At 68.4% G+C, this 25,201-nt stretch carries 20 protein-coding genes; 7 read left to right on the top strand and 13 right to left on the bottom strand.

Going from position 1 to position 25,201, the window contains the following annotated elements:
• Positions 1-121 precede the first annotated feature (121 nt).
• Genes argH through argC form a run of 8 tightly spaced genes read right to left on the bottom strand, consistent with a single transcriptional unit; the run spans position 122 to position 8,834 of the window.
• Positions 122-1,612 carry an argininosuccinate lyase gene (gene argH, locus QRN53_RS18900; protein ID WP_285245348.1) on the bottom strand — a complete coding sequence of 497 codons (1,491 nt, stop codon included), beginning with the start codon at positions 1,610-1,612 and terminating at the stop codon, positions 122-124.
• Positions 1,609-2,814: an argininosuccinate synthase gene (locus tag QRN53_RS18905; RefSeq protein WP_285245349.1), complete on the bottom strand. Its 1,206-nt coding sequence runs from the start codon at positions 2,812-2,814 to the stop codon at positions 1,609-1,611. The genes argH and QRN53_RS18905 overlap by 4 nt, the downstream gene beginning before the upstream one ends.
• A 45-nt stretch (positions 2,815-2,859) precedes the next feature.
• A complete protein-coding gene (locus QRN53_RS18910) occupies positions 2,860-3,390 on the bottom strand; it encodes an arginine repressor (RefSeq protein ID WP_285245350.1) in 531 nt (176 codons plus the stop codon).
• The gene (gene argF / locus QRN53_RS18915; RefSeq protein WP_285245351.1) at positions 3,390-4,391 is read right to left on the bottom strand and encodes an ornithine carbamoyltransferase; all 1,002 of its coding nucleotides are present in this window, start codon (positions 4,389-4,391) and stop codon (positions 3,390-3,392) included. Before argF ends, QRN53_RS18910 begins: the two co-directional genes overlap by 1 nt.
• Positions 4,388-5,641: an acetylornithine transaminase gene (locus QRN53_RS18920; protein WP_285245352.1), complete on the bottom strand. Its 1,254-nt coding sequence runs from the start codon at positions 5,639-5,641 to the stop codon at positions 4,388-4,390. Before QRN53_RS18920 ends, argF begins: the two co-directional genes overlap by 4 nt.
• A complete protein-coding gene (gene argB, locus QRN53_RS18925; RefSeq protein WP_285245353.1) occupies positions 5,638-6,597 on the bottom strand; it encodes an acetylglutamate kinase in 960 nt (319 codons plus the stop codon). Before argB ends, QRN53_RS18920 begins: the two co-directional genes overlap by 4 nt.
• 42 nt (positions 6,598-6,639) lie before the next feature.
• Complete coding sequence (gene argJ, locus QRN53_RS18930; protein WP_285245354.1) at positions 6,640-7,806, bottom strand: bifunctional glutamate N-acetyltransferase/amino-acid acetyltransferase ArgJ; 1,167 nt, start codon at positions 7,804-7,806, stop codon at positions 6,640-6,642.
• The gene (argC, locus tag QRN53_RS18935) at positions 7,803-8,834 is read right to left on the bottom strand and encodes an N-acetyl-gamma-glutamyl-phosphate reductase (protein ID WP_285245355.1); all 1,032 of its coding nucleotides are present in this window, start codon (positions 8,832-8,834) and stop codon (positions 7,803-7,805) included. The genes argJ and argC overlap by 4 nt, the downstream gene beginning before the upstream one ends.
• A gap of 167 nt (positions 8,835-9,001) precedes the next feature.
• Between argC and QRN53_RS18940 the strand changes: the two genes are divergently transcribed.
• The 3 genes from QRN53_RS18940 to QRN53_RS18950 all read left to right on the top strand — a co-directional run bounded on the left by QRN53_RS18940 (position 9,002) and on the right by QRN53_RS18950 (position 15,476).
• Positions 9,002-9,967 carry a quinone oxidoreductase family protein gene (locus QRN53_RS18940; RefSeq protein ID WP_285245356.1) on the top strand — a complete coding sequence of 322 codons (966 nt, stop codon included), beginning with the start codon at positions 9,002-9,004 and terminating at the stop codon, positions 9,965-9,967.
• Between the two features lie 193 nt (positions 9,968-10,160).
• Positions 10,161-14,105 (top strand): Pls/PosA family non-ribosomal peptide synthetase, encoded by a 3,945-nt coding sequence (locus QRN53_RS18945; RefSeq protein ID WP_285245466.1) that lies wholly within the window; start codon positions 10,161-10,163, stop codon positions 14,103-14,105.
• A gap of 12 nt (positions 14,106-14,117) precedes the next feature.
• Complete coding sequence (locus QRN53_RS18950) at positions 14,118-15,476, top strand: M1 family metallopeptidase (RefSeq protein ID WP_285245357.1); 1,359 nt, start codon at positions 14,118-14,120, stop codon at positions 15,474-15,476.
• Here QRN53_RS18950 and QRN53_RS18955 read toward each other — a convergent pair.
• From QRN53_RS18955 to pheS, 3 genes are read right to left on the bottom strand one after another with little or no spacing between them, the layout of a single operon-like run.
• Positions 15,440-16,144 (bottom strand): 4'-phosphopantetheinyl transferase family protein, encoded by a 705-nt coding sequence (locus QRN53_RS18955; protein WP_285245358.1) that lies wholly within the window; start codon positions 16,142-16,144, stop codon positions 15,440-15,442. The two genes, QRN53_RS18950 and QRN53_RS18955, sit on opposite strands and share 37 nt — an antisense overlap.
• A 31-nt stretch (positions 16,145-16,175) precedes the next feature.
• Positions 16,176-18,719, bottom strand: coding sequence for a phenylalanine--tRNA ligase subunit beta (gene pheT, locus QRN53_RS18960; protein ID WP_285245359.1), 2,544 nt, complete (start codon positions 18,717-18,719; stop codon positions 16,176-16,178).
• 2 nt (positions 18,720-18,721) lie between these two features.
• Entirely contained in the window at positions 18,722-19,783 is a 1,062-nt protein-coding gene (gene pheS, locus QRN53_RS18965; RefSeq protein ID WP_285245360.1) for a phenylalanine--tRNA ligase subunit alpha, read from the bottom strand.
• Positions 19,784-19,982: 199 nt separating this feature from the next.
• Here pheS and QRN53_RS18970 point away from each other — a divergent pair, with 199 nt between their 5' ends.
• From QRN53_RS18970 to QRN53_RS18980, 3 genes are all read left to right on the top strand, one after another.
• Entirely contained in the window at positions 19,983-20,438 is a 456-nt protein-coding gene (locus QRN53_RS18970; RefSeq protein ID WP_285245361.1) for a hypothetical protein, read from the top strand.
• Complete coding sequence (locus QRN53_RS18975; RefSeq protein ID WP_285245362.1) at positions 20,435-21,091, top strand: SIMPL domain-containing protein; 657 nt, start codon at positions 20,435-20,437, stop codon at positions 21,089-21,091. The genes QRN53_RS18970 and QRN53_RS18975 overlap by 4 nt, the downstream gene beginning before the upstream one ends.
• A 76-nt stretch (positions 21,092-21,167) precedes the next feature.
• On the top strand, positions 21,168-22,277 hold the full coding sequence (locus tag QRN53_RS18980) for an Rv2578c family radical SAM protein (protein ID WP_285245363.1): 1,110 nt from the start codon (positions 21,168-21,170) through the stop codon (positions 22,275-22,277).
• Between the two features lie 66 nt (positions 22,278-22,343).
• Here QRN53_RS18980 and QRN53_RS18985 read toward each other — a convergent pair whose 3' ends face one another.
• On the bottom strand, positions 22,344-22,790 hold the full coding sequence (locus QRN53_RS18985) for a (deoxy)nucleoside triphosphate pyrophosphohydrolase (RefSeq protein WP_285245364.1): 447 nt from the start codon (positions 22,788-22,790) through the stop codon (positions 22,344-22,346).
• 156 nt (positions 22,791-22,946) lie between these two features.
• Between QRN53_RS18985 and QRN53_RS18990 the strand changes: the two genes are divergently transcribed.
• Positions 22,947-24,155, top strand: a complete 1,209-nt coding sequence (locus QRN53_RS18990; protein ID WP_285245365.1) for an MFS transporter — start codon at positions 22,947-22,949, stop codon at positions 24,153-24,155.
• A 15-nt stretch (positions 24,156-24,170) separates the two neighbouring features.
• Here the strand turns inward: QRN53_RS18990 and QRN53_RS18995 are convergent, their stop codons facing one another.
• Positions 24,171-25,127 (bottom strand): cation diffusion facilitator family transporter, encoded by a 957-nt coding sequence (locus QRN53_RS18995; protein ID WP_285245366.1) that lies wholly within the window; start codon positions 25,125-25,127, stop codon positions 24,171-24,173.
• Positions 25,128-25,201: the final 74 nt, after the last annotated feature.

Raw genomic sequence — 25,201 nt, forward strand, 5'->3', positions numbered from 1 at the left:
GCTGATCGGCCGACAAAGAACTACTTGAACGCAAAACTGCTCCCCGGAAGTCGAACTGAATTTTCAGTCCAACTTCCGGGGAGCAGTTCACATGCCCCGGGGCCCTTGGCAACAATGCTTCCTACCCCGCGTACTCCCGCACGCCGGCAAGCTCGCCTTCCAGCGCGGCCAGCTGGCGTTCGACGGCGGCCGGCGCCGTTCCGCCCTGGGAGTTCCGGCTGTTGAGCGAACCCTCCGTGGAGAGCACGGTGCGGACCTCGGGCGTAAGGTGCTCCGAGATCGCCGCGTACTCTTCGTCGGTCAGGTCCCACAGCTCGACGCCGCGGGACTCGGCCTGCTTGACGGCGGCACCGGAGAGCTCATGCGCCTCGCGGAACGGCACGCCCTGGCGGACCAGCCATTCGGCGATGTCCGTGGCCAGCGCGAAGCCCTGGGGTGCCAGGGACTCCATCCGCTCGGTGTTGAAGGTCAAGGTGGCGATCATGCCGGAGACGGCCGGGAGCAGCAGTTCCAGCGTGTCGGCGGCGTCGAACACCGGTTCCTTGTCCTCCTGCAGGTCGCGGTTGTAAGCCAGGGGCAGGCCCTTGAGCGTTGCCAGCAGCCCGGTCAGGTTGCCGATCAGGCGCCCTGCCTTGCCACGGGCCAGCTCGGCAACGTCCGGGTTCTTCTTCTGCGGCATGATCGAGGACCCCGTGGAGTACGAATCATGCAGCGTGACGAAGGAGAACTCCTTGGTGGCCCAGAAGATGACTTCCTCGGAGATCCGGGACAGGTCCACGCCGATCATCGAGCAGACCCAGGCGAACTCGGCGAAGACGTCGCGGGAGGCGGTGCCGTCGATCGAGTTGTGCACCGCGGAGAAGAAGCCGAGGTCGGCGGCCACGGCCTCCGGGTCCAGGCCCAGCGAGGACCCGGCCAGGGCGCCCGAGCCGTACGGTGAAACCCCGGCCCGCTTGTCCCAGTCCTGGAGCCGCTGCACGTCGCGCAGCAGCGCCCAGGCGTGGGCCAGCAGGTGGTGGCTGAGCAGGACGGGCTGTGCGTGCTGCAGGTGGGTGCGGCCGGGCATGGCCACACCGTGGTGCGCCTTGGCCTGCTCCACGAGCGCGTCCACGGTGGCCAGGACACCGCGGGCGATGATCCGGGCGTGGTCGCGCAGGAACATCCGGCCCAGGGTGGCCACCTGGTCGTTGCGGGACCGGCCGGCGCGGAGCTTGCCGCCCAGCTGGGCACCCGCTCGCTCGATCAGGCCGCGTTCCAGCGAACCGTGCACGTCCTCATCGGACTCCGCCGGCAGGTAGGCGCCGGAGGCCACATCCTCGTCCAGCTTGGTGAGGGCTTCAAGCATCCCCTGCAGCTCGGCGTCGTCCAGCAGCCCGGCCTTGTGCAGCACGCGGGCGTGCGCCTTGGACCCGGCGATGTCGTAGCGGGCCAGCCGCCAGTCGAAGTGCGTCGACTTGCTCAACGCCGCGAGGGCATCCGCCGGACCGCCGGCGAACCGGCCGCCCCACAGCGCACCTGCGTTCGTTGCCTCCGTTTTCGTCCCCGGACGCACCCCAGCCTCGCTTCGCTCGGCCGGGGACCCCTGCGCCCGTGGGCCCTGCTGCTGACTCACTTCCCTGCGACGCGGATGTCGCGGCCGGAGGCAACCTTGGCGGACATGCCCCACAGCTCGATGAAGCCCTTGGCCTGGGACTGGTCGAAGGTGTCGCCGGTGTCGTAGGTGGCCAGCGAGAAGTCATACAGCGAGGTGTCGGAGCGGCGGCCGTTGACGATTGCCTGGCCACCGTGCAGGGTCATGCGGATGTCGCCGGAGACGTACTTCTGGGTGTCCTCGATGAACGCGTCCAGGGAGCGCTTCAGCGGGGAGAACCACTGGCCGTCGTAGACCAGTTCGGCCCAGCGCTGGCCAACGATGGCCTTGAAGCGGGCCTGCTCGCGCTCGATGGTGATGTCCTCGAGGTGCTTGTGCGCGGTGATCAGCGCCATGGCGCCGGGGGCTTCGTAGATCTCGCGGGACTTGATGCCCACCAGGCGGTCTTCGACGACGTCGATGCGGCCTACGCCCTGGGCGCCGGCGCGGCGGTTCAGTTCCTTGATGGCCTGCAGCGGGGTGACCTTGACACCGTCGATCGCCACCGGCACGCCGGCTTCGAAGGAGATGGTGACCTCATCGGGTGCCGGCGGGAACTCCGGGGTGGCGGTGTAGTCGTAGATGTCCTTGGTGGGAGCGTTCCAGATGTCCTCGAGGTAGCCGGTTTCCACGGCGCGACCCCAGACGTTCTGGTCAATCGAGTACGGGTTCTTCTTGGTGGTCTCGATGGGCAGTCCCTTTTCCTCGGCGAACGCGATGGCCTTGTCGCGGGTCAGGGCGAGGTCGCGGACCGGGGCGATGCACTTCAGGTCCGGGCCGAGGGTCTGGATGCCCACTTCGAAGCGGACCTGGTCGTTGCCCTTGCCGGTGCAGCCGTGCGCAACGGTGGTGGCGCCGAATTCGCGGGCGGCCTTCACCAGGTGCTTGACGATAACCGGGCGGGAGATGGCGGACACCAGCGGGTAGTGGCCCTGGTAAAGGGCGTTGGCCTTCAGCGTGGGCACGCAGTATTCGTTGGCGAACTCGTCCGAGGCGTCGGCCACGTAGGCTTCGACGGCGCCGCAACCAAGGGCGCGCTGGCGGATGGTTTCCAGCGATTCGCCGCCCTGTCCGACGTCGACCGCCACGGCGATGACCTCGGCACCGGCGGCTTCACCGATCCAGCCGATGGCGACGGACGTGTCCAGGCCGCCGGAGTAGGCCAGCACAATGCGTTCAGTCACTTTAAATGCTCCTTGTTGGGGTTGGTTGATGATTTGTCTTCAAGCTTATTGCCCGGCTTCCTCTGCGAGCTGCAGGAAACGGGCAGCGAGGTCCGGGCCGCCCAGCGGGTCGCGGGAGACCAGCAGGACGGTATCGTCACCGGCGATGGTGCCCAGTATGGACGGCATCACCGAGTGGTCGATGGCCAGGGCCAGGAAGTTCGCAGCTCCCGGCGGCGTCCGGAGGACGGCGATGTTGGCGGACGCTTCGGCGGTCACCAACAGTTCGCTGCACAGCCGCGCGAGCCGGGCGTCCAGGATCTCCTGGGTGACGCCGCTCTTCGCGGCCCGTTCCCCGCCCTCGCCGGGAACGGCGTACACCAGGACACCTTCCTTACCGCGGACACGGACGGCACCCAGTTCCACGAGGTCCCGGGACAGGGTCGCCTGGGTGACCTGGACGCCCTCGCCCGCCAGCAGTGCCGCGAGCTCCGCCTGGGAACGCACGGACTGCCCGGTCAGGATGGCGGTAATGCGCGCCTGCCGGGCGGTCTTGGTGGCCGGGCTGGTGCCCGCGGAGGACTGCTGGGCGGACACTAGAACGTGCTTTCTCCGGTGCCTTCGACCGGAGAGAGCCCGTCGACGAAAGCCAGGCCGGAGCGGTGCATCAGCCAGGCCATCAGGGCTTTCTGGGCGTGGAGGCGGTTTTCGGCTTCGTCCCAGACGATGGACTGCGGGCCGTCGATGACGTCGGCGGAGATTTCGTAGCCGCGGTAGGCGGGCAGGCAGTGGAGCACGACGGCGTCATCCGCGGCGAGTGCCATGGCGTCCGAGTCCACGGAGTAGTCCCGGAACAACTGCATCCGGGCTTCCTTTTCGGATTCCTGGCCCATGGACACCCAGGTATCGGTGGCAACGACGTCGGCGCCCTGGAGGGCCTCCTTGGCGTCGCTGGTGATCAGCACCGAGCCGCCGGTTTCAGCCGCCCGTTCCTCGGCAGCCGCCACAATGTCAGCCGCAGGCAGGTAACCCTCGGGTCCGGCGATGCGGACGTGCATGCCGGCGGTGACCCCGGCCAGGAGGTAGGAGTTGGCCATGTTGTTGGCGGCGTCGCCGAGGTAGCTCATGGTGAGGCCCTTGAGCTGGCCCTTGTGCTCCTTCACAGCCAACAGGTCGGCCAGGAGCTGGCACGGGTGGTAGTCGTCGCACAGCGCGTTGATGACGGGCACTTTGGAGTTCTCCGCCATGGCCACCAGGCCTGCGTGCGCGCCGGTGCGCCACACGATGGTGGAGACCATGCGTTCGAGGACCTTTGCGGTGTCCTCCACGGATTCCTTGTGTCCGATCTGCGCTTCACCCGGGTTGATGATCAGGGCGTTGCCGCCCATGTCCGCAACGCCGGTGGCGAAGGAGACGCGGGTCCGGGTGGACGTCTTGTCGAAGATCACGGCGACGGTCTTGCGGCCGTTGCCTTCCGCGGCATAGGGCTGGACGCTGTAGGGGGCCGCCTTCATGCGCGCGGCGAGCTCCAGAACCTCTGCCTGCTCGGCGGGGCTGAGGTCGGTGTCCTTGAGGAAGTGCCGGGTTGCGTTGGTCACTGGGCGTCCTTAGCTGCTTGGAGGATTGCCGGGAAGGCGGCGAGGAACGTGTCGGCCTGGGCCGCGGTAAGGATCAGCGGCGGGGCCAGGCGGATGGTGTGGGGGCCTGGGCTGTTGATGATGAAGCCCGCGTCAAGGGCTGCCTGCACCGCGGCGGGCGCAACGTCGGCGTCAAGGTCGAAACCGATCAACAGGCCTTCGCCGCGGACCTCGGTGACCCCCGCGATGGCAGCCAGCCCGGAGCGCAGGTGCTCCCCCACCGCGGTGGCGTTCGCCAGGACGTTCTGGCTTTCCAGTGCGTGGAGGGTGGCGAGGGCGGCCGCGGTGGCAACAGGGTTGCCGCCGAAGGTGGTGCCGTGCTGGCCGGCGGAGAGCAACGACGACGCCTGCTCACCGAAGGTGATGAGGGCACCGATGGGGAATCCGCCGCCGAGGCCCTTGGCCAGGGTGACGGCGTCGGGGACGATGCCTGCATCCTCGCTGGCCAGCCACTTGCCGGTCCGTCCGATGCCGGTCTGGACTTCGTCGAGGATCAGCAGGGCTCCGGCTTTGCTGGTGGCTTCCCGGGCCGCCTTCAGGTAACCCGGTTGCAGCGGCCGGACGCCCGCTTCACCCTGGATAGGTTCCAGGAACACGGCGGCGACGGTTTCGTCCACTGCGGCCTCCAGTGCGGCGACGTCGCCGAACGGGATGTGGACCACCCCACCGGGCAGCGGCTCGAACGGTGCCCGGTAGGCTTCTTTGGCCGTGAGGGCCAGGGCACCCATGGTCCGGCCGTGGAACGCGCCTTCGAGGGCGATGATTTTGGTCCGCTTGGTATCGCCGGTGCCGGTGTTGCGGCGCGCGAGCTTGAACGCTGCCTCGTTGGCTTCGGTGCCGGAGTTGCTGAAGAACACCTTTGACCCGGCGGGGGCGTGGGCCAGTTCCAGGAGTTTCTCGGCCAGCGCCACCTGGGTGGGGCTGGTGAAGAAGTTGGAGACGTGCCCCAGGGTGGCCAGCTGGCTGGCGATGACCGACGTCACGAAGGGGTGGGCGTGGCCAAGGGCGTTAACGGCGATGCCGCCCAGCAGGTCCAGGTATTCCTTGCCGTCAGCGTCCCAGACCAGGCAGCCGGCGCCGCGGACCAGGACGCGCTGGGGCGTGCCGAACACGTTCATAAGGGATGTGGAATAGCGGGAGAGCCATTCGGATCCGGCGTGTCCGGTGGTTTCCACCAGCTCAGTGACTGATGCCTTTTCAACCGTGTTCATGCGTTCACTTCCTCGTCCGGGACCACCTGGGTGCCGATGCCCGCCGTCGTAAATGTTTCAAGCAGCATGGAGTGGGCCAGGCGCCCGTCCACGATGTGTGCCTGTTCCACGCCCTCGTCGACGGCCTTCAAACAGGCGGCCATCTTCGGGATCATGCCGGATTCGAGCTTGGGCAACATGTCCCGCAGCTCGGACACCGTGAGGGAGGAGATCAGGGAAGACTTGTCCGGCCAATTGGCGTACAGGCCTTCGACGTCGGTCAGGATGACCAGCTTGGAAGCCCCCAGAGCGGAGGCGACCGCGGCAGCCGCAGTGTCCGCGTTGACGTTCAGGACCTGGCCCGTGGGCTGGAAACGCGCGGCACCTGCCACGCCCTCCCCGCCGTCGACAATTTCCGGGGCGACGGTGGAGATGACCGGGATGCGTCCGGCGGCCAGGATGTCCACGATGCCCGCGGGGTCGACGCCGACCACTTCGCCCACCAGCCCGAGGTCAATGTCTTCGCCGTCCACCACGGTGCCGGTGCGGACGGCGCGCAGGAGCCCGCCGTCTTCGCCGGACATGCCGACGGCGTAGGGGCCGTGCGAGTTGATCAGGCCCACCAGTTCGCGTCCCACCTGGCCGGTGAGGACCATGCGGACCACGTCCATGGCTTCGGGGGTGGTGACGCGCAGGCCGCCCTTGAACTCGGATTCGATGCCCAGCCGGCCCAGCATGGAGTTGATCTGCGGGCCGCCGCCGTGGACCACCACGGGATGGATGCCCACGTGGTGGAGAAACACGATGTCCTCGGCGAAGGCACGGCGCAGCTCATCGTTGACCATGGCGTTGCCGCCGTACTTGATCACCATGGTGGTGCCGGCGAACCGCTGGATCCAGGGCAGCGCCTCGATCAGGGTGGCGGCTTTGTCCTGGGCAGCGGACATGCTGGTGGTTTCACGCGTCTGGGTGTTCATGCTGTCACTTTCCGCAGCGGTTCCTGCCGGGAGCGGGAGCTCCTAGCTGGAGTACGCGCTGTTCTCGTGGACGTAGTCGTGGGTGAGGTCGTTGGTCCAGATGGTGGCCTCGGCGTCACCGGCCTGCAGGTCGATCTCCACCAGGACCTCGCGCGGTTCCAGGTCCACCAGGGCCCTGTCGTCGCCGATGCTGCCGTTGCGGCAGATTTGGACCCCGTTCATGGCCACGTTGAGCTTGTCCGGCTCGAACACGGCGTCCGTGGTGCCGACGGCTGAGAGCACGCGGCCCCAGTTGGGGTCTTTGCCGAAGATGGCGGCCTTGAACAGGTTGGAGCGGGCCACGGACCGGCTGACCGTTTCGGCGTCTGCTTCGCTGGCGGCGTTGAAGGTCCGGATGGCGATGTCGTGGCTGGCGCCCTCGGCATCGGCGATGAGCTTGCGTGCCAGCTCGGCGCAGACCTGGGTGAGGCCGGCACCGAAGTCAGCCGCGGACGGCACGGCCCCGGAGGCACCGGAGGCCAGCAGGACCACGGTGTCGTTGGTGGACATGCAGCCGTCGGAGTCGGCCCGGTCGAAGGTGACGCGCGTGGCATCCCGGAGGACGACGTCGAGCATGTCGGAATCGACGGCGGCGTCGGTGGTGAGGACCACCAGCATGGTGGCCAGGCCGGGGGCCAGCATGCCGGCGCCCTTGGCGATGCCGCCGATGCTGAACTCCTGGCCGTCGGCGTCGGTACCGATGAAGAGGGCGGACTTGGGCACGCTGTCCGTGGTCATGATCGCGGTGCCTGCCGCCGGACCGCCGTCGGCGCTTAATGCTGCCGCCGCCGCTTCGACGCCCGGCAGGATCTTGTCCATCGGCAACTGTTCACCGATCAGGCCGGTGGAGCAGACAAAGACGTCGGTGGCCGAAATACCCAGGACCTCTGCAACTTTCTCGGCGGTGCTGTGGGTGTTCTGGAAGCCCGTAGGGCCGGTGCAGGCATTGGCTCCGCCCGAGTTCAGGATCACGGCGTCCACGCGGCCGTCGGAGACCACCTGGCGGGACCAGTGGACGGGGGCGGCCGCCACACGGTTGCTGGTGAACACGGCGGCCGCGGCCTTGGCCGGGCCGTCGTTGACCACAAGGGCGAGGTCCGGGTTGCCGGAGGCCTTGAGGCCGGCGGTGACGCCGGCGGCCCGGAAGCCCTGGGGTGCGGTGATGGTCACGGGGCTACTCCCTGCAGGTTGAGGCCGGCCGTTTCCGGCAGGCCGAGTGCGATGTTCATGGACTGGACGGCGCCGCCGGCGGTGCCTTTGGTGAGGTTGTCGATCACGCAGGTCACGATCACGCGTCCGGAGTGGGGGTCGAAGGCGACCTGCATGGCGGCGTGGTTGGAGCCCTGGACGGACTTGGTGGCAGGCCACTGGCCCTCCGGCAGCACATGAACGAACAGCTCGTCGTCGTACGCATCCGTCCAGGCCTGGCGCAACTGGGCTGCAGTGGTGCCCACCTTGACCTTGGCGGTGGCGGTGGTGAGGATGCCGCGGCTCATCGGCGCCAGTGTGGGGGTGAAGGACACTGTGACCTGCTCCCCCGCCGCGTTGGACAGTCCCTGCTCGATTTCCGGGGTGTGCCGGTGTCCGCCGCCCACGCCGTAGGGGCTCATGGATCCCATGACTTCGGAGCCGATGAGGTTGACCTTGGCAGCCTTGCCGGCGCCGGAGGTGCCGGACGCGGAAACGATGACGACGTCGTCGGGTTCGAGCAGGTGGGCTGCGAACCCGGGGGTGAGCGCCAGGAGGGCGGATGTGGGGTAGCAGCCGGGGACCGCGATGCGCCGGGCGCCCTTCAGGGCTTCGCGCTGGCCGGGCAGCTCGGGGAGTCCGTAGGGCCACGTGCCGGCGTGGGGAGAACCGTAGAACTTTTCCCAGGCGGCGGGGTCCTCAAGGCGGTGGTCGGCGCCGGCGTCGATGACGACCGTTCCTTCCGGCAGCTGGGCGGCGATTTCGGCAGATGCGCCGTGCGGGAGGGCAAGGAAGACGACATCGTGGCCGGAGAGGTTCTCCACCGTGGTGTCCTCCAGGATCCGGCTTGCCAGTCCGTGCAGGTGCGGCTGCAGTTCACCCAGCCGCGAGCCTGCGTTGCTGTGGGCCGTGATGGCGCCAATGGTCACACCGGGGTGTCCGGCCAGGAGGCGGAGGACCTCTCCCCCGGCGTAGCCGCTGGCTCCCGAAACCGCAACAGAAATAGTCATGCCTCGACTATACAACAATAATTATGCATTGGTGCCGATATTTATGCATAAGCCATCGGGGTTCGATGTTTGGATGTTCCATGTACCTGTCCCGCGCGCACGCGGTGTCCCTAGGATGGATTTCGGCAGCCGGGGCCGGAGGTACCGGGACCCGGGAAAGGAGCGCCATGACGCACGCAATCGTCGCACGGCAGGCAGGCGGACCGGAAGTCCTTGAGTATGCCGGAGTTGAGCCTCCCACGCCCGGTCCGGGGCAGCTGCTGTTCAAGGTGGGCGCGGCCGGCGTGAACTTCATCGACACCTACAAGCGCAGCGGCACCTACAAAGTGCAGTATCCCTTCACCCCGGGAACCGAGGCAGCCGGCACGGTGGAGGCAGTGGGCGAAGGGGTGACCGGATTCGCCGCCGGCGACCGGATTGCCACCGCTGAAGGCATCAACTGCTACGCGGATTACGCGCTGGTTGATGAAGACGCCGCACTGCCAGTACCGCGGGGCCTGGACGTGTTCACCGCCGCGGCGCTTCCCCTGCAAGGCATCACCGCCCACTACCTGATGAACTCCACCTTCAAGGTTGAACCTGGCCACAAGGTCCTGCTTCACGCCGGCGCGGGAGGCGTGGGGCTGCTGCTGATCCAGCTGCTCAAAGCCCGCGGCGCGGAAGTGTTCACCACGGTGTCAACGGACGGGAAGGAAGAATTGGCACGCGGCGCCGGTGCGGACCATGTGCTGCGGTACGAAGGATTTGCGGAGCGGGTCAGGGACATGACGGGCGGTACCGGCGTGGACGTGGTGTACGACGGCGTGGGCAAGGACACCTTCGACGGATCCCTTGCCGCCTTGGGCGTCAGGGGGATGCTGGTGTTGTTCGGTGCCGCCTCCGGCCCCGTCCCGCCGTTTGACCCGCAGCGACTCAATGCGGGCGGCTCCCTGTTCCTGACCCGTCCCACCATGGGGCACTACCTCCGCGATGCCGCGGAGCGGCGTTGGCGCTCGGACGAGGTGTTCGCCGCTGCGGCCGATGGCAGCCTGAAGGTCCGGGTCGGTGCGCGCTACCCGTTGTCGCAGGCGGCCCTCGCGCACCGCGACCTGGAGGGCAGGAAGACCACCGGAAAAGTGCTCCTGGTTCCGTAACCGCGGGCAACGTGAACACCTGGCAAACGCCCGGACCGCCGGAAACGGCGCGTCCGGGCGCGCCGGACACCTTTTGTTCATCTTCTCCCGGGAAAATGCTCAGGTGACCCAGCAGCAGGTCCCCTTCGGGGATGACACCCCCCGTGCAGCTCCGGCCAGCACCGTCCGCCAGGATCCTGCGGCCTCCGCAGCCGTGCCGCCGGCCGAAGACGCCGGCCGGGGCCTTGCCGCGTACGCGCCCCAACTGCCCGGGGCCGCGGCCGCGCCCCCGGCCCGGACGCTGATCGATGTCCTGCAGGACACCGCGGCCCGTTTTCCCGACGCCTCCGCCCTGGACGACGGCCGCACGTCGCTCAGCTACGCCCAGCTGCTGCACGCAGTCCGTGCCACCGGCCGCCGCCTGCACCAGGCCGGGTTGGGCGCCGGGGACAGGATCGGCATCCGGATCCCCTCCGGCACCAGCGAACTGTACGTATCCATCCTCGCCGTCCTCCTGGTGGGTGCCGCCTACGTGCCCGTGGACGCCGACGACCCCGAAGAACGCGCGCGGCTGGTGTTCGGTGAGGCCAATGTGGCAGCAGTCCTGGGCCCGGGCGGCTCGATCGGACGCGGACCGGCCGGGCAGGGCAGGAAAGGCCCGTTCAAGGGCGCACGGCCCCCGGAACCTGGCGACGACGCCTGGATCATCTTTACCTCCGGCTCCACCGGCACACCCAAGGGCGTGGCGGTCCGGCATCTGTCCGCGGCCGCCTTTGTGGACGCGGAGGCAAGGATCTTCCTCCAGGACGATCCCCTCGGCCCGCAGGACCGGGTCCTGGCCGGGCTTTCGGTTGCCTTCGACGCTTCCTGCGAGGAAATGTGGCTCGCCTGGCGGCATGGCGCGTGCCTGGTGCCGGCACCGCGCGCCCTGGTCCGGACCGGCATGGACCTTGGCCCCTGGCTGATCAACCACGGCATCACTGCCGTTTCAACCGTTCCCACCCTCGCTGCACTCTGGCCCGCGGAATCACTGGAGAACGTCCGACTCCTGATTTTCGGCGGCGAGGCCTGCCCGCCTGAACTCGCCGAACGGCTGGCCGTGGAAGGCCGTGAGGTCTGGAACACGTACGGTCCAACGGAGGCAACAGTGGTGGCCTGCGCGGCGCCCCTGGGCACCCCCGGTCCCGTGCGGATCGGGTTGCCTCTGGACGGCTGGGACCTGGCCATCGTTGACGGCAACGCGGTACCTGTAGCCGAAGGCGAGGTGGGCGAACTCATTATTGGCGGGGTTGGCCTGGCCCGTTACCTCGATCCTGCCAAGGACGCGGAGAAGTACGCCCCCATGCCCACCCTGGGGTGGGACCGGGCTTACCGTTCGGGTGACCTGGTGCGCTTCGAGCAGGCCGGCCTGGTCTTCCAGGGCCGGGCCGACGAACAGGTGAAGCTCGGCGGCCGCAGGATTGAGCTGGGCGAGGTCGATGCCGCCCTCCAGGCCCTCCCCGGCGTGGCAGGTGGCGCCGCTGCAGTCCAGACCACAGCCGCCGGAAACCAGGTCCTGGTGGGCTACCTGGCGCCGGCGGCCGGGGTGGTCCTTGACCTTTCGGTTGCCCGTGGGCAGCTGGCGGCGAGCCTCCCGGCGGCCTTGGTTCCCATGCTCACCGTGGTGGATACCCTGCCAACCAAGACCAGCGGCAAAGTAAACCGGCACGAGCTCCCGTGGCCGCTGGCCGGTGCAGGCGCCGCGGAGGCAAACGCCGCACCCCTGAACATCCCCGATGATGCGGCCTGGATCGTGGAGCAGTGGAGCAGCGTGCTGGGCAGCCCCGTCTCCTCGCTGGATGCCGACTTCTTCGCGTACGGTGGCGGATCACTCTCGGCCGCGCAGCTGGTCTCTGCCCTGCGGGTGCGCTACCCCACCATCACCGTGGCCGATATCTACGCCACGCCTCGCATAGGGGCCCTGGTGGAGGTGGCACGGCAGTCCCGTCCCGGCGGCTCCGCCGGGCCGGCACCGGAGCGCACCGTGCGGCCGACTGCCCGGAAGTCCCAGGTCTTCCAGACGCTGATGGGCGTGCCGCTGCACATCCTGGTGGGCATGCGGTGGCTGACCTACCTCATGGCCCTGAACAACCTGTTGGCCGGGCTTGCCGGTTTTACTGCCGCGCCCACCGTCTCGTGGTGGTGGGTGGCAGTGTCCTGGCTCGTGTTCGTCAGCCCGGCGGGGCGGATGCTGCTGGCCATTGCGGCCGCCCGGTTCCTGCTGCGCGGGGTGGAACCGGGGGTCTATCCGCGGTCAGGGCGCGTCCACCTGCGGTTGTGGCTGGCGGAACAGATCCAGGACCTCGCCGGTGCCATCAGCCTCGCCAGTGCGCCGTGGGTGCCGTATTACGCCCGGGCACTGGGGGCAAAGATCGGCCGGGACGTCCAGCTGCACTCGCTGCCGCCGGTCACGGGGATGCTGACGCTGGGCAGCGGAGCCAACGTGGAGCCGGAAGTGGACCTTTCGGGCTGGTGGATCGACGGCGACGACGTCCACATCGGGGCCATCCGCATTGGCCGCGGCGCCAGTGTGGGTGCACGGAGCACTTTGATGCCCGGCGCATCGATCGGAGCCGGGGCGCAGGTGGAAGCCGGTTCGGCGGTGCTGGGGAAGGTGAAAGCGGGCCAGCTGGCTGCAGGGTCACCGGCCCGCCGGCAGGGCAAGGCCAAGCACAGCGTGCCCGAAGCCGCAGCCCAGGGACGGTTTGCCGCACGTGCCTGGTTCGCCGGCTTCGCGCTGGCCTCGGCCTGCCTGTCGATCATCCCGTACCTGTCGGCTGCCGCCGCGCTCTGGGTCGCATTCGCCTTCATCCAAGGCAGCACGTCCCTGGCCGAAGCCCTCCCCCGGCTGCTGCCGGCCCTTGCCCCGGCGTCGCTGGTGTGGTTCGTCATGAACGCCGTCCTGGTGCTGGGCGCCACGCGCCTGCTGTCCGTCGGGATCGCCGAGGGCTACTACCGGATCCGAAGCCGGGTGGGATGGCAGATCTGGGCCACCGAGCGGGTGCTGGACCTGGCCAGGGACCTGCTTTTCCCCCTCTATGCCAGCCTGTTCACACCGGTGTGGCTTCGCCTGCTGGGCGCCAAGGTCGGGAAGAACGTCGAGGCCTCCACCGTCCTGCTGATACCGAAGATGACCACCGTGGGCGAGGGCGCCTTCCTCGCCGATGACACCATGGTGGCCTCATACGAGCTCGACGGCGGCTGGCTGCGGGTGGCACCGGCCAAGATCGGCAAGCGGTCCTTCCTCGGCAATTCCGGAATGACCGCCGCCGGCCGGAACGTTCCCAAGAATTCGCTGGTGGCCGTCCTGTCCGCGACGCCGGCAAAAGCCAAGGCGGGCACCTCCTGGCTGGGAAGTCCGCCGGTCCGGCTGCGGCGGACCGCCATCGCCTCAGACGGGTCCCGCACCTTCCGGCCCCCGGCGCGGCTGAAGGTGGCCCGTACCCTGTGGGAGCTGGGCCGGTTCCTGCCGGTCATGCTCACGGTGGCCATTGCTGCCGGCACCATGCTGGCCTTCGACCGGATCGCAGCCACCTGGGGCTATGCTGCAGCGGCTTTGCTCACCGGCGTGGTCATGCTGCTCGCGGGCCTTGTCGCCGCAGCCGCGTCCGTCGTCGCCAAATGGATCCTGGTGGGCCGGATCCGCCCCGGTGAGCACCCGCTCTGGAGCTCGTTCATCTGGCGCAACGAAGTGGTGGACAGCTTCATCGAGCTGGTCTCTGCGCCGTGGTTTGCCCGGGCTGCCTCCGGTACCCCGGCGCTGGTCTGGTGGCTGCGTGCGCTTGGCGCGAAGATCGGCAGCGGCACCTGGTGTGAGAGCTACTGGCTGCCCGAGGCCGATCTGGTGACGCTGGGCCGGAACTCCACGGTGAATCGGGGTTGCGTGGTCCAGACGCACCTGTTCCACGACCGGGTGATGAGCATCGACGCTGTTACGCTCGAGGACGGGGCCACCATGGGCCCGCACGGGGTCATCCTTCCCCAGGCCAGCGTCGGCGCCGGCGGAACAGTGGGGCCGGCTTCCCTGGTGATGCGCGGCGAAGCAGTTCCCGCCGCGACGTACTGGATGGGCAACCCCGTCAGTCCGTGGACCGGCCCCGGATCGCCGTCTGCCCCATAACCGAAGGTCCCCATGAGTTCTTCAGCATCAGCCCCCCGCGGCAGCGTCCATGAGGCCGGCGAAGCCCCGGATCCTTACCTGCCCGGCGCCGGGACCAACGCCTTCCGCGTGGAGCGGTACGAACTGGACCTGGACTACCGGGTGGCCAGCAACCGGCTCAGTGGCAGGGCGGTGCTGCACGGCGTCACCTGCGTCCCGGCGTCGGCCCTGGTGCTGGACCTTGCGGGGCTGCGGGCCACGAAAGTGCTGCTGGACGGCCGGAAGCCGCTGCGGTTCAGCCAGCGGGCAGGACAACTGGTGGTCTCCGCGCAGGACGCCTTCGAGGCCCGGCAGCCGTTCACCCTGGAAGTGCGCTACGAAGGCAATCCGCGGCCACGGCGTGGCTTGTGGGGTGAGGTGGGCTGGGAGGAACTGACGGACGGCGTCCTGGTGGCGGGGCAGCCCAACGGGGCCCCCTCATGGTTTCCGTGCAACGACCACCTCCGGGACAAGGCCAGCTACCGGTTCACCGTGACCACCGACGCAAACTACCGCGTGGTGTGCAACGGCGTCCTCCAATCGCACACAGCCCGCTCCAGCCGGGAAACCTGGGTCTACGAACAGGCTGATCCCATGCCCGCCTACCTGGCCAGCGTTCAGATCGGCAGGTACGCGCTGCTGGAACTGGAAAGCGGACGGCACGGCACCCCCGTTCCGCAGACCGTGGCCGTCTCCCACGCGCTCACGGACCGGGCACGGGCCGGCCTGGCTCTCCAGCCGGCAATGATGCGCACCTTCAGCAGTTGCTTTGGCCCTTACCCTTTTCCCGGGTACGTCGTGGTTGTCACCGAAGACGAACTGGAAATCCCGCTTGAGGCGCAGGCCATGTCCATCTTTGGCCCCAACCACCTGGGCCTGGACTGGGAGTCCCAGCGCCTGATCGCCCACGAACTCTCCCATCAATGGTTTGGCAATGCCCTGACGGCGGCCAGCTGGCAGGACATCTGGCTGCACGAGGGCTTTGCCTGCTACGCCGAATGGATCTGGTCCGAAGAAGCCGGCGTCATGGGCGTGGCGGACCGGGCCGGGGCTGCCTGGCACCGGCTGGCTGTGGAGGAACAGGACATACTGGTGGGCGACCCCGGACCTGAGCGGATGTTCGATGACCGTGTCTATAAGCGGGGCGCGCTGGCTGTCCATGCCGTCCGGATGGCCGTGGGCGACCTCGCCTTCTTTGCCGTCCTGCAGGACTGGACCGCCAGCCACCGGCACGGCTCGGTCACCACGCAGGACTTCATCATGTCCGTCAGCCGGGCAACAGCCGTGGATGCCGAATCCCTGCTGCACCCGTGGCTCTACGAGGAGCCGCTGCCGCCGCTGCCGGCGGCCTGACCAGGAACGGAAAGGGCGACGGCGGCGGCCAGGTGGGCGGGCAGCCCGGTTTCGGCCGGGTCCAGGTCGCGCAGGCCCGGGCGTTCCCGCACGTCCACAGCGGACGGAGCCGTCAGGAGCCCTTCACCGGTCATCTTCAGCCAGGCCTCCTTGCGGGCCCAGAGCCTTGCCCTGACGGCCGGCACGAGGTCCGCCGCGACGTCCCCAAGTGCCAGCCGCTCCGCAGGTGCCAGGGCAAGGGCGTCGAACCCGTCGAAGCCCGTGCGGGAAGGGTCCTCGATATCCGTACCGAGCCGGGTTCCCGGGGCGGCGTCCGCCACGGCCGCCAGCAGCGTCCAGCCCCCGGCCCGGGACAGGCTCAGGGCCAGCGGCAAGGGAGCGCCCCGATAGGTGTACCCCGGCCTGCCGTGGCCCAGCCCGGGTCCGGCGCCGCAGCGCGGGCAGTCGTAAACCGTGGCGAGGTCCGCTGCGGACACTGACATCAGGTGGGCCGCGAAGGCCCGCTGGGCCAGCCGGCCGGCCAGGAACACCGTCCCGGCGGCAGGCGCCATCGCCCTGGCCCGCGCCAGCTCGACGCCGTCCAGGAGGCGTTCCGCGTCGCTTCGCACCGCGGCGGCTTCCCCGGGCAGCACGAAGGGCGGGACGGCGCGCACCTCGCATTGCACCATGACCCGCCCTTCCGGAAAGCCTGCCGGGAACCTACCGCTGGACAGCTCCGAAGCGTTCCGCGGCAAGTGCAACTGCACCTTCACGCGCTGCCGAGGCTTCATCGGCGGTCAGCGTGCGGTCAGCAGCACGGAACCGAAGGCCGAAGGCCAGTGACTTTTTGCCCTCCTCGATGCCCTTGCCGGCGTAGACGTCGAACAGCGCGACATCTTCCAGCAGCTCGCCGGCACCTTCCCGCAGTGCGGCCAGGACCTCGTCCGCCGGGACGTCGGCCGGGACCACGAGCGCCACGTCCTGGGTAGCCACCGGGAAGGTGGAGATGTGGCGGGCAACGATCACGTCCGGTGCGGCTTCGAACAGGGCGTCGGCATTCAGTTCCAACGCCACCGAGCGCGCCGGCATGTCAGCGGCCGCCAGCAGCTTGGGGTGCAGCTCGCCGGCGTAGCCCACCACTTCCCCGGTGCGCAGCGCAAGCTTGGCGGTGCGGCCCGGGTGGAATGCCTGGTGGCTGCCCTGGCTGACCACCAGGTCCACGCCGAGGACGTCCCCGGCAAGCCGGGCCACATCCAGGGCGTCCGACCAGTCCCACACCCGCGGGGTATGCGCGGCTGCCGCCGGGGAGTCATGGCCTGTGAGGACCGCGGCGACGTGGAAGGGCTGGTCCGGGACGCCGTCGTAGAGTCCGTCGAGCACTTCATCGGCAGGCCTGGCGCCCAGCGGCGGGATGGAGGCGGTGCCCATGGTTTCGCCCGGCAGGAACACCAGGCCCGACTCGAAGAGGGCGAGGTCGCGGAATCCGCGGGAATGGTTCCGCTTGGCCACCTCGATCAGGCCGGGAAGGATCGAGGTCCGCAGGTAGCCCTGCTCCTCGCTGATGGGGTTGGCCAGCTTGACGGCGCTCCGCGAAGCACCTTCGTCGGCGGTTCCGAAGGTGTCGTTGGCCGCCTTGGATACGAACGGGTAGGACAGGACCTCGGTGAGTCCGGCGTCGGCCAGGGCCTGGATCAGGCGCCGGCGCTGTTGCTGGACCCGGGTGAGGCCGCGGCCAGGAGGGGCGACGGGCAGCGTGGCGGGGATCTTGTCGTAGCCCACCAGCCGGGCGATTTCCTCGGTGAGGTCTTCCTTGGTTTCCAGGTCGCTGCGCCAGCTCGGCGGCGTGACGGTCCAGCCGGCGTCGTTCTTCACTACTGCTGCGCCCAGGTCCTCAAGCGAGGTGACGATCTGGTCCTCAGTGAAGTCGATCCCGATGCGTGCGGCGGCGAAGCCGGCCGGCAGCTCAATGGTGACCGTTTCCGGGGCGGTCCCGACGTCGGTCCCCGCCTCGTCCGCGGTGCCTCCGGCGAGTTCCACCAGGAGGTCCACCACGCGCTGCGCGGCGATGCCCGCAACCTGCCAGTCAACGCCGCGTTCGAAGCGCTTGGACGCCTCGGAGGGGAGCTTGTGCCGGCGCCGGGAACGTCCGATGGACACGTCGTCGAAGTGCGCCGCCTCAACCAGGATGTTCGACGTCGAGTCGCTCACCTCGGTGGCCGCACCGCCCATGACGCCTGCGATGCCGATGGCGCCGGAGTCGTCGGTGATCAGGAGGTCTTCGGCGTCAAGGGTGCGTTCCTTGCCGTCCAGGGTGGTGATCTTCTCCCCTGCCGCAGCGCGGCGCACCACAATGTCGCCGGAGAGCGTGTCGAGATCGTAGCAGTGCGTGGGCTGGCCCAGCTCGAGCATGACGTAGTTGGAAATGTCCACCGGGAGGGAGATGGAGCGGATGCCCGCCAGCCGCAACCGGGACACCATCCACTGCGGCGTGGGCTTCGTAGCATCCGCGCCACGGACGGTGCGCGCCACGAAGCGGTCGCAGCCGGGCTTGCCGTAGATGGGGGCGTCGTCGTTGAGTTTGACGCCGTAGCCACCGGACAGTTCCGCCGGGGCGTTGACCTTGGTGGCGGGGTCGGTGAAGGCCGTCCCGGTGGCGTGCGCGTACTCGCGGGCCACGCCGCGGATGGAGAAGGCGTAGCCGCGGTCGGGGGTGACGTTGATTTCCGCGGCCTGGTCGTACAGGCCAAGGAGCTCCATCGCGTCGGTGCCGATTTCCGGGTCCAGCCCGATGCGGGACAGCACCAGGATGCCGTCGTGGTCGTCGCCGATGCCCAGTTCGCGGACCGAGGCGATCATTCCGGCCGAGAGGTGGCCGTAGGTCTTACGGGCGGAGATGCGGAAGTCGCCGGGCAGCACAGCGCCGGGAAGAGTGACCACCACTTTGTCGCCCTCAACGAAGTTGTGCGCGCCGCAGATGATGCCCTGGACACCGGAGGGGTCGATGCCGTCGCCGGTGAGGGTCTGCTCCTGCCCTTCGGGGACAACGCGGACCTGGCACCAGTTGATGGTCTTGCCGTTGGTCTGCGGTTCCTTGACCAGGCTCAGGACCTGGCCCACCACCACGGGGCCCTGCAGGGTGTCCGTGGGACGGTGGACGGCTTCTTCTTCAAAGCCGACCTTGACCAGTTCGGCCATGACGTCTTCGGCCGTCGCATCGGCCGGTACGGCCGCGAATTCACGCAGCCAGGAAAGTGGGATACGCACTCTTAGATCTCCATCCCGAATTGCTCGCTGAACCGTACATCGCCTTCGATCATTTCCCGCATGTCTCCTACTTCGTTGCGGAACATCAGGGCACGCTCGATGCCCATGCCGAAGGCAAAACCTGAATAGACGTCCGGGTCGATGCCGGCGGCGCGCAGGACGTTGGGGTTGACCATGCCGCAGCCGCCCCACTCGATCCAGCGCGGGCCGCCCTTGGCGCCGGGGTGGAAGATGTCCAGCTCGGCGGACGGCTCGGTGAACGGGAAGTAGTTGGGGCGAAGGCGGACCTTGGCTTCCTCGCCGAACATTTGGCGGGTGAAGTGCTCCAGCGTGCCCAGCAGGTCCGCCATGGACAGGCCCTTATCGATGGCGAGGCCCTCGAACTGGTGGAATACCGGGGTGTGGGTGGCGTCCAGCTCGTCGGTGCGGAACACCTTGCCCGCGCACAGGACATAGATGGGCACCTCGCGCTCCAGCATGGAACGCACCTGCACCGGGGAGGTGTGGGTACGCATCAGCAGGTGGGCTTCGGGCGGTTCCACAAAGAAAGTGTCCTGCATTTCGCGCGCGGGGTGGTCCGGCTTGAAGTTCAGGGCATCGAAGTTGAACCACTCCGACTCGACCTCGGGGCCCTCGGCGATTTCCCAGCCCATGCCCACGAAGATGTCCGCGACGCGGTCCTGGAGGGTGGAGAGGGGGTGGCGTGCGCCGGCACGGCGGCGACGGGGCGCTGCGGTGACATCCACGGTCTCCTCAACCAGGATCCGGGCATCGTTCTCGGCCTCCAGGACGGCTGTCCGGTCAGCGAGCGCCTTGTTGACCCGGCCGCGGGATGCGCCCATCAGCTTTCCGGCGAGCGCTTTCTGGTCCTTGGGCAACCGGCCGATCTCACGGTTGGCAAGGCTCAGCGGGGACTTCTCGCCGCTGTGGGCGAGCCGCACCGCCTTAAGCTCGTCGAGGGTGGCCGCACCGGCGATGGCGGTGATGGCCTGGTCTACAGCGGCGTTGATGGCGGCTTCATCCGTGGGGTTCGGGATGGCGCCGCCCGGCAAAGTTTCAGTCATCTACTGTTCTTAGCTACGAGTCGTGGCTGCCGGCGGTCGGGGCAACCGTGCGCGGTGTCCCGCGCGGCGCGTCCGTCGCCGGCAGGTCATGGATGAATACCGAACGTCAGTGGCATTCAATGACCAGGTCAGGGCTCACCGGCAGGACCGGCGGCCACTGCCCTCCAGTCTAGTTGAACCCTCCGGCTACCATGGCCTCATGACTTTGCGGCAGTGCGCGGGTACCCGGGACCGCCCGACGACCGCCCAGCGGCTCAGGCGGGCGGCGAACCTCCTCAACGGGAGCACCCTGGCGGGCGTCGCCGTCGCCCTCGCCGCCGGGACGCGGATGAGCCGGGGCCCCCGCGGCATGGTCATAGCCGCCGGGTACCGTTGGCGGCTTCCGGCCGCGCGCGCCTTCACGTTGGGCAACGTGGTCCTGTACCGCGGTTCCGCCCCCGACCTGCTGTCCCGGGCTGAACTGCTGGGCCATGAGGAACGGCACTGCAGCCAGTACGCATGGTGCCTCGGCCTCCCCTTCCTCCCGCTGTACCTGGCCGCGGCCTGCTGGTCCGTCCTGCGGACCGGAAATCCGGGAACGGCGAATATTTTCGAACGCAGGGCCGGCCTGGCCGCCGGCGGCTACCCGGCTCCGGCGGGGAGCGCGGTCCTGTGAACCGCACGGACCAGGCCTCCGGGGAGGCCGGCACGGTCACCGTCACCGGGAATGGGTGGGCGGAAGCCGAACCGGATCTGGTGACGGTTTCGGTGGCGGTGGAGTGCCGCGCGCCGTCCGTGGCGGGCGCGTACGCGGCGGCGGGGCAGAGCCTCTCCGCAGCGGCCGCGGCCCTCCGGGAACACGGCGTTGGCCCTGCCGATCTGCGGACGAACGGGCTGTCAGTGCGGGCTGACCTCGCGTGGCGCGACGGCGAAGGCCAGAAACTGGTGGGCTATGTTGCGGCCGGCAGCCTGGCCGTCAGGCTGCGGGACGTCGACAACGCAGCAACCGCCATCTCCCGGGCCGTTGAGTCGGGTGGCGACAACGTCCGGCTCGACAGCCTGCAGCTTGTCCTCTCCGATGGCTCCGCCGTCCTCGCCCAGGCCCGGGAGGCTGCCTGGCAGGACGCGTTCCGCGCAGCCACCCAGTTCGCCTCGCTCTCCTCAGCCACCCTGGGCCGGGTGCTGTCCGTGACGGAGCAGAGGGCAGCTCCGGGCCCGGTGCCGGTTGCCGGCCTGCAACGGGCGTCTGCGGTTGAGGGGCCGGCTATTGAACCCGGCAGGAACCGGGTGGAGGCCGGCGTGACTGTCACCTGGGAGCTGCTGCACTAGCGGGCGCTGCCTGCGGGGGCGTTTCCGCCGCGCGCCGCCCTTGACTTCCATTCGAACATGTTTTCGAATGGAGGCCATGAGATGGGAAGCGCAAACACTGGTCACCGCGCAGGATGCCACCGGCGGGGCCGCTCCGGCACTGCTGCCGCTGGCCGGCCTCGTCCGCACCGTCACCACCCCTGAGTTCGCCGGCATCACGTTCCACGAGGTCACCGCAAAATCGGTGCTCAACCGGGTTCCGGCAGGGTCGAAGATGCCTTTCGAGTGGACGGTGAACCCGTATCGCGGCTGCAGCCACGCCTGCGTGTACTGCTTTGCCAGGAAATCGCACACATATCTGGATTTCGACGCCGGCATGGACTTCGACAGCCAAGTGGTGGTTAAGGTCAACGCAGCCGAAATTCTCCGGAAGGAAGTAAACAAGGCGTCCTGGACGCGGCAGCAAGTGGCGCTTGGCACCAACACCGATCCCTACCAGCGGGCCGAAGGACGGTACCGCCTCATGCCGGGAATCATCGCCGCCTTGGCGGACTCCGGCACTCCCCTGTCCATCCTCACCAAGGGCACCTTGCTCTCACGGGACATCCCCCTGTTGAAAAGTGCCGCCACGCAGGTGCCGGTGGGGCTGGGAATCTCGCTGGCCATGACCGATGAGGCCCTCTCGGAGGCCATCGAGCCGGGCACGCCCGGGCCCCGGGCGCGGCTGAGGTTGGTGACCCGGCTGCGCGAGGCCGGACTTCCCTGCGGCGTCATGGCGATGCCCATCCTGCCGTGGCTTTCCGACAGCGACGAAGCCCTGGATGCACTCTTCGGCTCCCTGGCCGCCGCCGGCGCAACAGGGGTCACCGCAGGCGCACTGTACCTGAAGCCCGGGACCAGGGAATGGTTCATGAAATGGATCGCCGCCCACCACCCTGAACTGGCGGGACGCTACCGGCGGCTGTACGGGACCGGGTCCTACGCCTCCAAGGAATACCGCACCTGGCTTGCCGCCAAGGTCCGGTACTTCAAGGCACGCCACGGTTTCTCGCATTCCTCCGGCTTCAGCCACCGGGACCTGGACAATGTTGAAGATCCCCGCGAAGAGGAAGCGCAGTACCCCGCCGGCAGCATTCCCGCCCCGGCCAGGGAGGGCAGCGCCAACGTTCCTGCTTCCCGGCCCTCGGCGCAGGATGCCCTCTTCTAGCAGGTTCTGTCCAGCAGCGCCTGTCCGGGTCCTGGTTCAGCGGGCCTTGCCTCAGCGGATTCGGGTCTAGCGGGTCCCTCCCAGCGGCGATGCCACGGAGTCCAACAAAGCCCGGACGATCGGAAAATCCGCCGGGATCCATGGCAGCCCAAGTACCGCGTCCCGGTCACGGAGGTCCACCCACAGCAGTTCGTCATGGTCTTCAAGGGGCCGCGGTTCGCCGACGCTGACTTCCGCGAACCAGACGCGCATGCTGGCCCGCTCGTTTAACGGCCAGCCATCGGGAACCCCTGCAGGCAGTTCGGGTCCCAGCCGGACACCGATTCCAAGTTCCTCCGACAACTCCCTCACCAGGGCCGCCTCGGGCTCCTCGCCGGGCTCAACCTTGCCGCCGGGAAACTCCCACAGCCCGGCCAGGTGCTCCGGCGCACTCCGACGGGCGACCAGCAGTGCCGCCGGTTCCGCCAGCTTGTCCACGATGGCTCCGCCCACAACCTGAATCAGTCCAGTCACCGGCCCATTCTATGGTCCACAATGGAATGTCCCGGAACAGCATTCCCGCCCAAGGGAATAGGTCCTGCCCGCCAGGGGTTTGCGACTCTGTCCGCACGTACCTGCCCCACTGCCGTGGCATCCGGTCCTTCACCCACCCCTTTGAGAAGCAGGCACATGAGCAGCGTTCTTTCCCAGTCCACGGCCACATCCGCCAAGACCCCCAACCTTGGGATGGCCATCTTTGCGCTGGCCATGGGCGGGGTGGGCATCGGCGTCACCGAGTTCACCATGATGGGACTGCTGAAAGAGGTGGAGCAGGGCCTGGCGATCACCACCCCCCAAGCCGGATACCTGATCTCCGCCTACGCCCTGGGCGTGGTGGTGGGCGCCCCGCTGCTCGCCGTCGTGGGGGCCAAGCTCCCCCGCAAGTACCTGGCCCTGGGGCTCCTGCTGTTCTTTACCGTTGCCAACCTGAGCTCGTTCGCAGCGCCGGACTACGGGGCAATGCTCGTCTCACGGTTCGCCGCGGGCCTGCCGCACGGGGCGTTCTTTGGGGTGGCCGCCGTGATTGCAGCGTCCCTGGTCCCGCCGACACGGCGCGGCTGGGCCATCTCCATGGTGATGGCCGGCCTCAGCATCTCCAACGTCGTCGGCGTCCCCTTCGCCACGTGGCTGGGGCAGGCCTTCGGCTGGCGCCTCCTGTTCATCCTGGTGGGTGGCATCGGTCTGCTGGCACTTGTGCTGGTCTGGATCTTCGTGCCGTTCCAAAAGGCGCATCCGGACGCGAGCATCCGGCGCGAACTCGGTGCGCTGAAACGGCTCCAGGTATGGCTTGCGCTCCTGGTGGGAATCGTCGGCTTCGGCGGCTTCTTCGCCACCTACACCTATATCGCCCACACCATGACCAATGTGGCCGGAATCCCGTCGGCCCTGATCCCGGTGGTGGTGGCACTCTACGGACTGGGCATGGTTGCCGGGAACATCATCGGCGGCAGGCTGGCCGACAGGTCGGTGATGGGCACCATCTACCGGGTCCTGCCCGCCATAGCCGTCGCCCTGGTGCTCTACGCCGTGGCGGCACACTGGGCATGGAGCGCCCTGGTCATGGTGTTCGTGGTGGGGGCCGCGGGTTCCATGCTGGTCCCCGCCCTGCAGACGCGGCTGCTTGATGCTTCACCGGATGCACCGTCGCTGGCATCCTCCCTCAACCACGCCGCGCTCAACGTCGCCAACGCCCTGGGAGCCTTCCTCGGCGGCCTCGTCATCGCCCTCGGCTGGGGCTTCGTGGCGCCGGCCCTGGTGGGCGCCGTACTCGCTGTCCTCGGCTTCGGCGTCGCCCTGCTCAGCGGCGCGCTGGAACGCAAGCGACCGCTGGCAGCCTGACCCCATCCGCAGCCTTTAGGGGCCGGGGACCGTTGCGGCCTGTTCCTGGCCTTCGGCAGCCGGCGGCCGGCGCAGGTCCGGTTCCAGGTAGATCACGCGGGCGATGGGTACTGCTGCCCGGATCCGCGCCTCGCAGTCATCGATAGCCGTGGCGATCTGCTCTCCGGTGGCGTATCGGCTGACCGCAATCTTGGCCGCCACCAGCAGTTCTTCCGGGCCCAGGTGCATCGTCCTGAGGTGGATGATGCGGCCTCCGTCCGATTCGATGGCAACCCTGATCCGTTCCACGTCCGCCCTCGTGGCCGATTCACCCAGCAGCAATGACTTCGTTTCCAAGGCCAGCACCACGGCGATGGACACCAGCAGCAGGCCGATCATTCCCGTGCCGGCAGCATCCCATGCCCCGTTGCCGGTCAGCAGGGTCAGGCCGACTCCGACGAGGGCGAACAGAAGTCCCAGGAGGGCGCCGAAGTCCTCGAGCAGGATCACCGGCAGTTCGGGCTGTTTGGCAGTGCGCACGAACGCGATCCACGACTGGGTGCCGCGGGTTTGGTTGGACTCCTTGATGGCCGTCCGGAAGGAATAGGACTCGGCGATGACGGCACCCACCAGGACGGCCAGCGGAACCCACCAGAAGCCGCCTTCAATGCCGTGCGGGTGCTGGAACTTCTGCCAGGACTCATACAGGGCAAAGAGCCCGCCGAGACTGAACAGCACGATGGAGACGATGAAGGCGTAGATGTAGCGCTCCCGGCCGTACCCGAAGGGGTGCTCCGGGCTGGCGGCCCGCTGTGACTTCTTGCCGCCAAGGAGCAGCAGCAACTGGTTGCCGGAGTCGGCCACACTGTGGATGGCCTCGGCGAGCATCGACGAGGACAGTGTCAGCAGGTACGCCAGGAATTTCATGACGGCGATGGCCAGGTTCGCGGCCAAAGCCGCCACTATCGCCTTGGTACCACCATGGGCAGACACGCGAGGCTTCTCCTCTTTGCCGGTTCTTTGGAGTCGGATAGTGCAGGATCCCGCGGGGCAGCCACCGCGTCAAT

Source organism: Pseudarthrobacter sp. fls2-241-R2A-127 (assembly GCF_030209355.1).
Classification (GTDB): domain Bacteria; phylum Actinomycetota; class Actinomycetes; order Actinomycetales; family Micrococcaceae; genus Arthrobacter.

What these genes read in the sequence shown, in the direction of transcription:
- QRN53_RS18920 (WP_285245352.1), bottom strand. Translation starts at nt 5,641, where the DNA reads ATGAACACGGTTGAAAAGGCATCAGTCACTGAGCTGGTGGAAACCACC.
- argB (WP_285245353.1), bottom strand. Translation starts at nt 6,597, where the DNA reads ATGAACACCCAGACGCGTGAAACCACCAGCATGTCCGCTGCCCAGGAC.
- argC (WP_285245355.1), bottom strand. Translation starts at nt 8,834, where the DNA reads ATGACTATTTCTGTTGCGGTTTCGGGAGCCAGCGGCTACGCCGGGGGA.
- QRN53_RS18940 (WP_285245356.1), top strand. Translation starts at nt 9,002, where the DNA reads ATGACGCACGCAATCGTCGCACGGCAGGCAGGCGGACCGGAAGTCCTT.
- QRN53_RS18950 (WP_285245357.1), top strand. Translation starts at nt 14,118, where the DNA reads ATGAGTTCTTCAGCATCAGCCCCCCGCGGCAGCGTCCATGAGGCCGGC.
- QRN53_RS18955 (WP_285245358.1), bottom strand. Translation starts at nt 16,144, where the DNA reads ATGGTGCAATGCGAGGTGCGCGCCGTCCCGCCCTTCGTGCTGCCCGGG.
- pheS (WP_285245360.1), bottom strand. Translation starts at nt 19,783, where the DNA reads ATGACTGAAACTTTGCCGGGCGGCGCCATCCCGAACCCCACGGATGAA.
- QRN53_RS18970 (WP_285245361.1), top strand. Translation starts at nt 19,983, where the DNA reads ATGACTTTGCGGCAGTGCGCGGGTACCCGGGACCGCCCGACGACCGCC.
- QRN53_RS18980 (WP_285245363.1), top strand. Translation starts at nt 21,168, where the DNA reads ATGAGATGGGAAGCGCAAACACTGGTCACCGCGCAGGATGCCACCGGC.
- QRN53_RS18990 (WP_285245365.1), top strand. Translation starts at nt 22,947, where the DNA reads ATGAGCAGCGTTCTTTCCCAGTCCACGGCCACATCCGCCAAGACCCCC.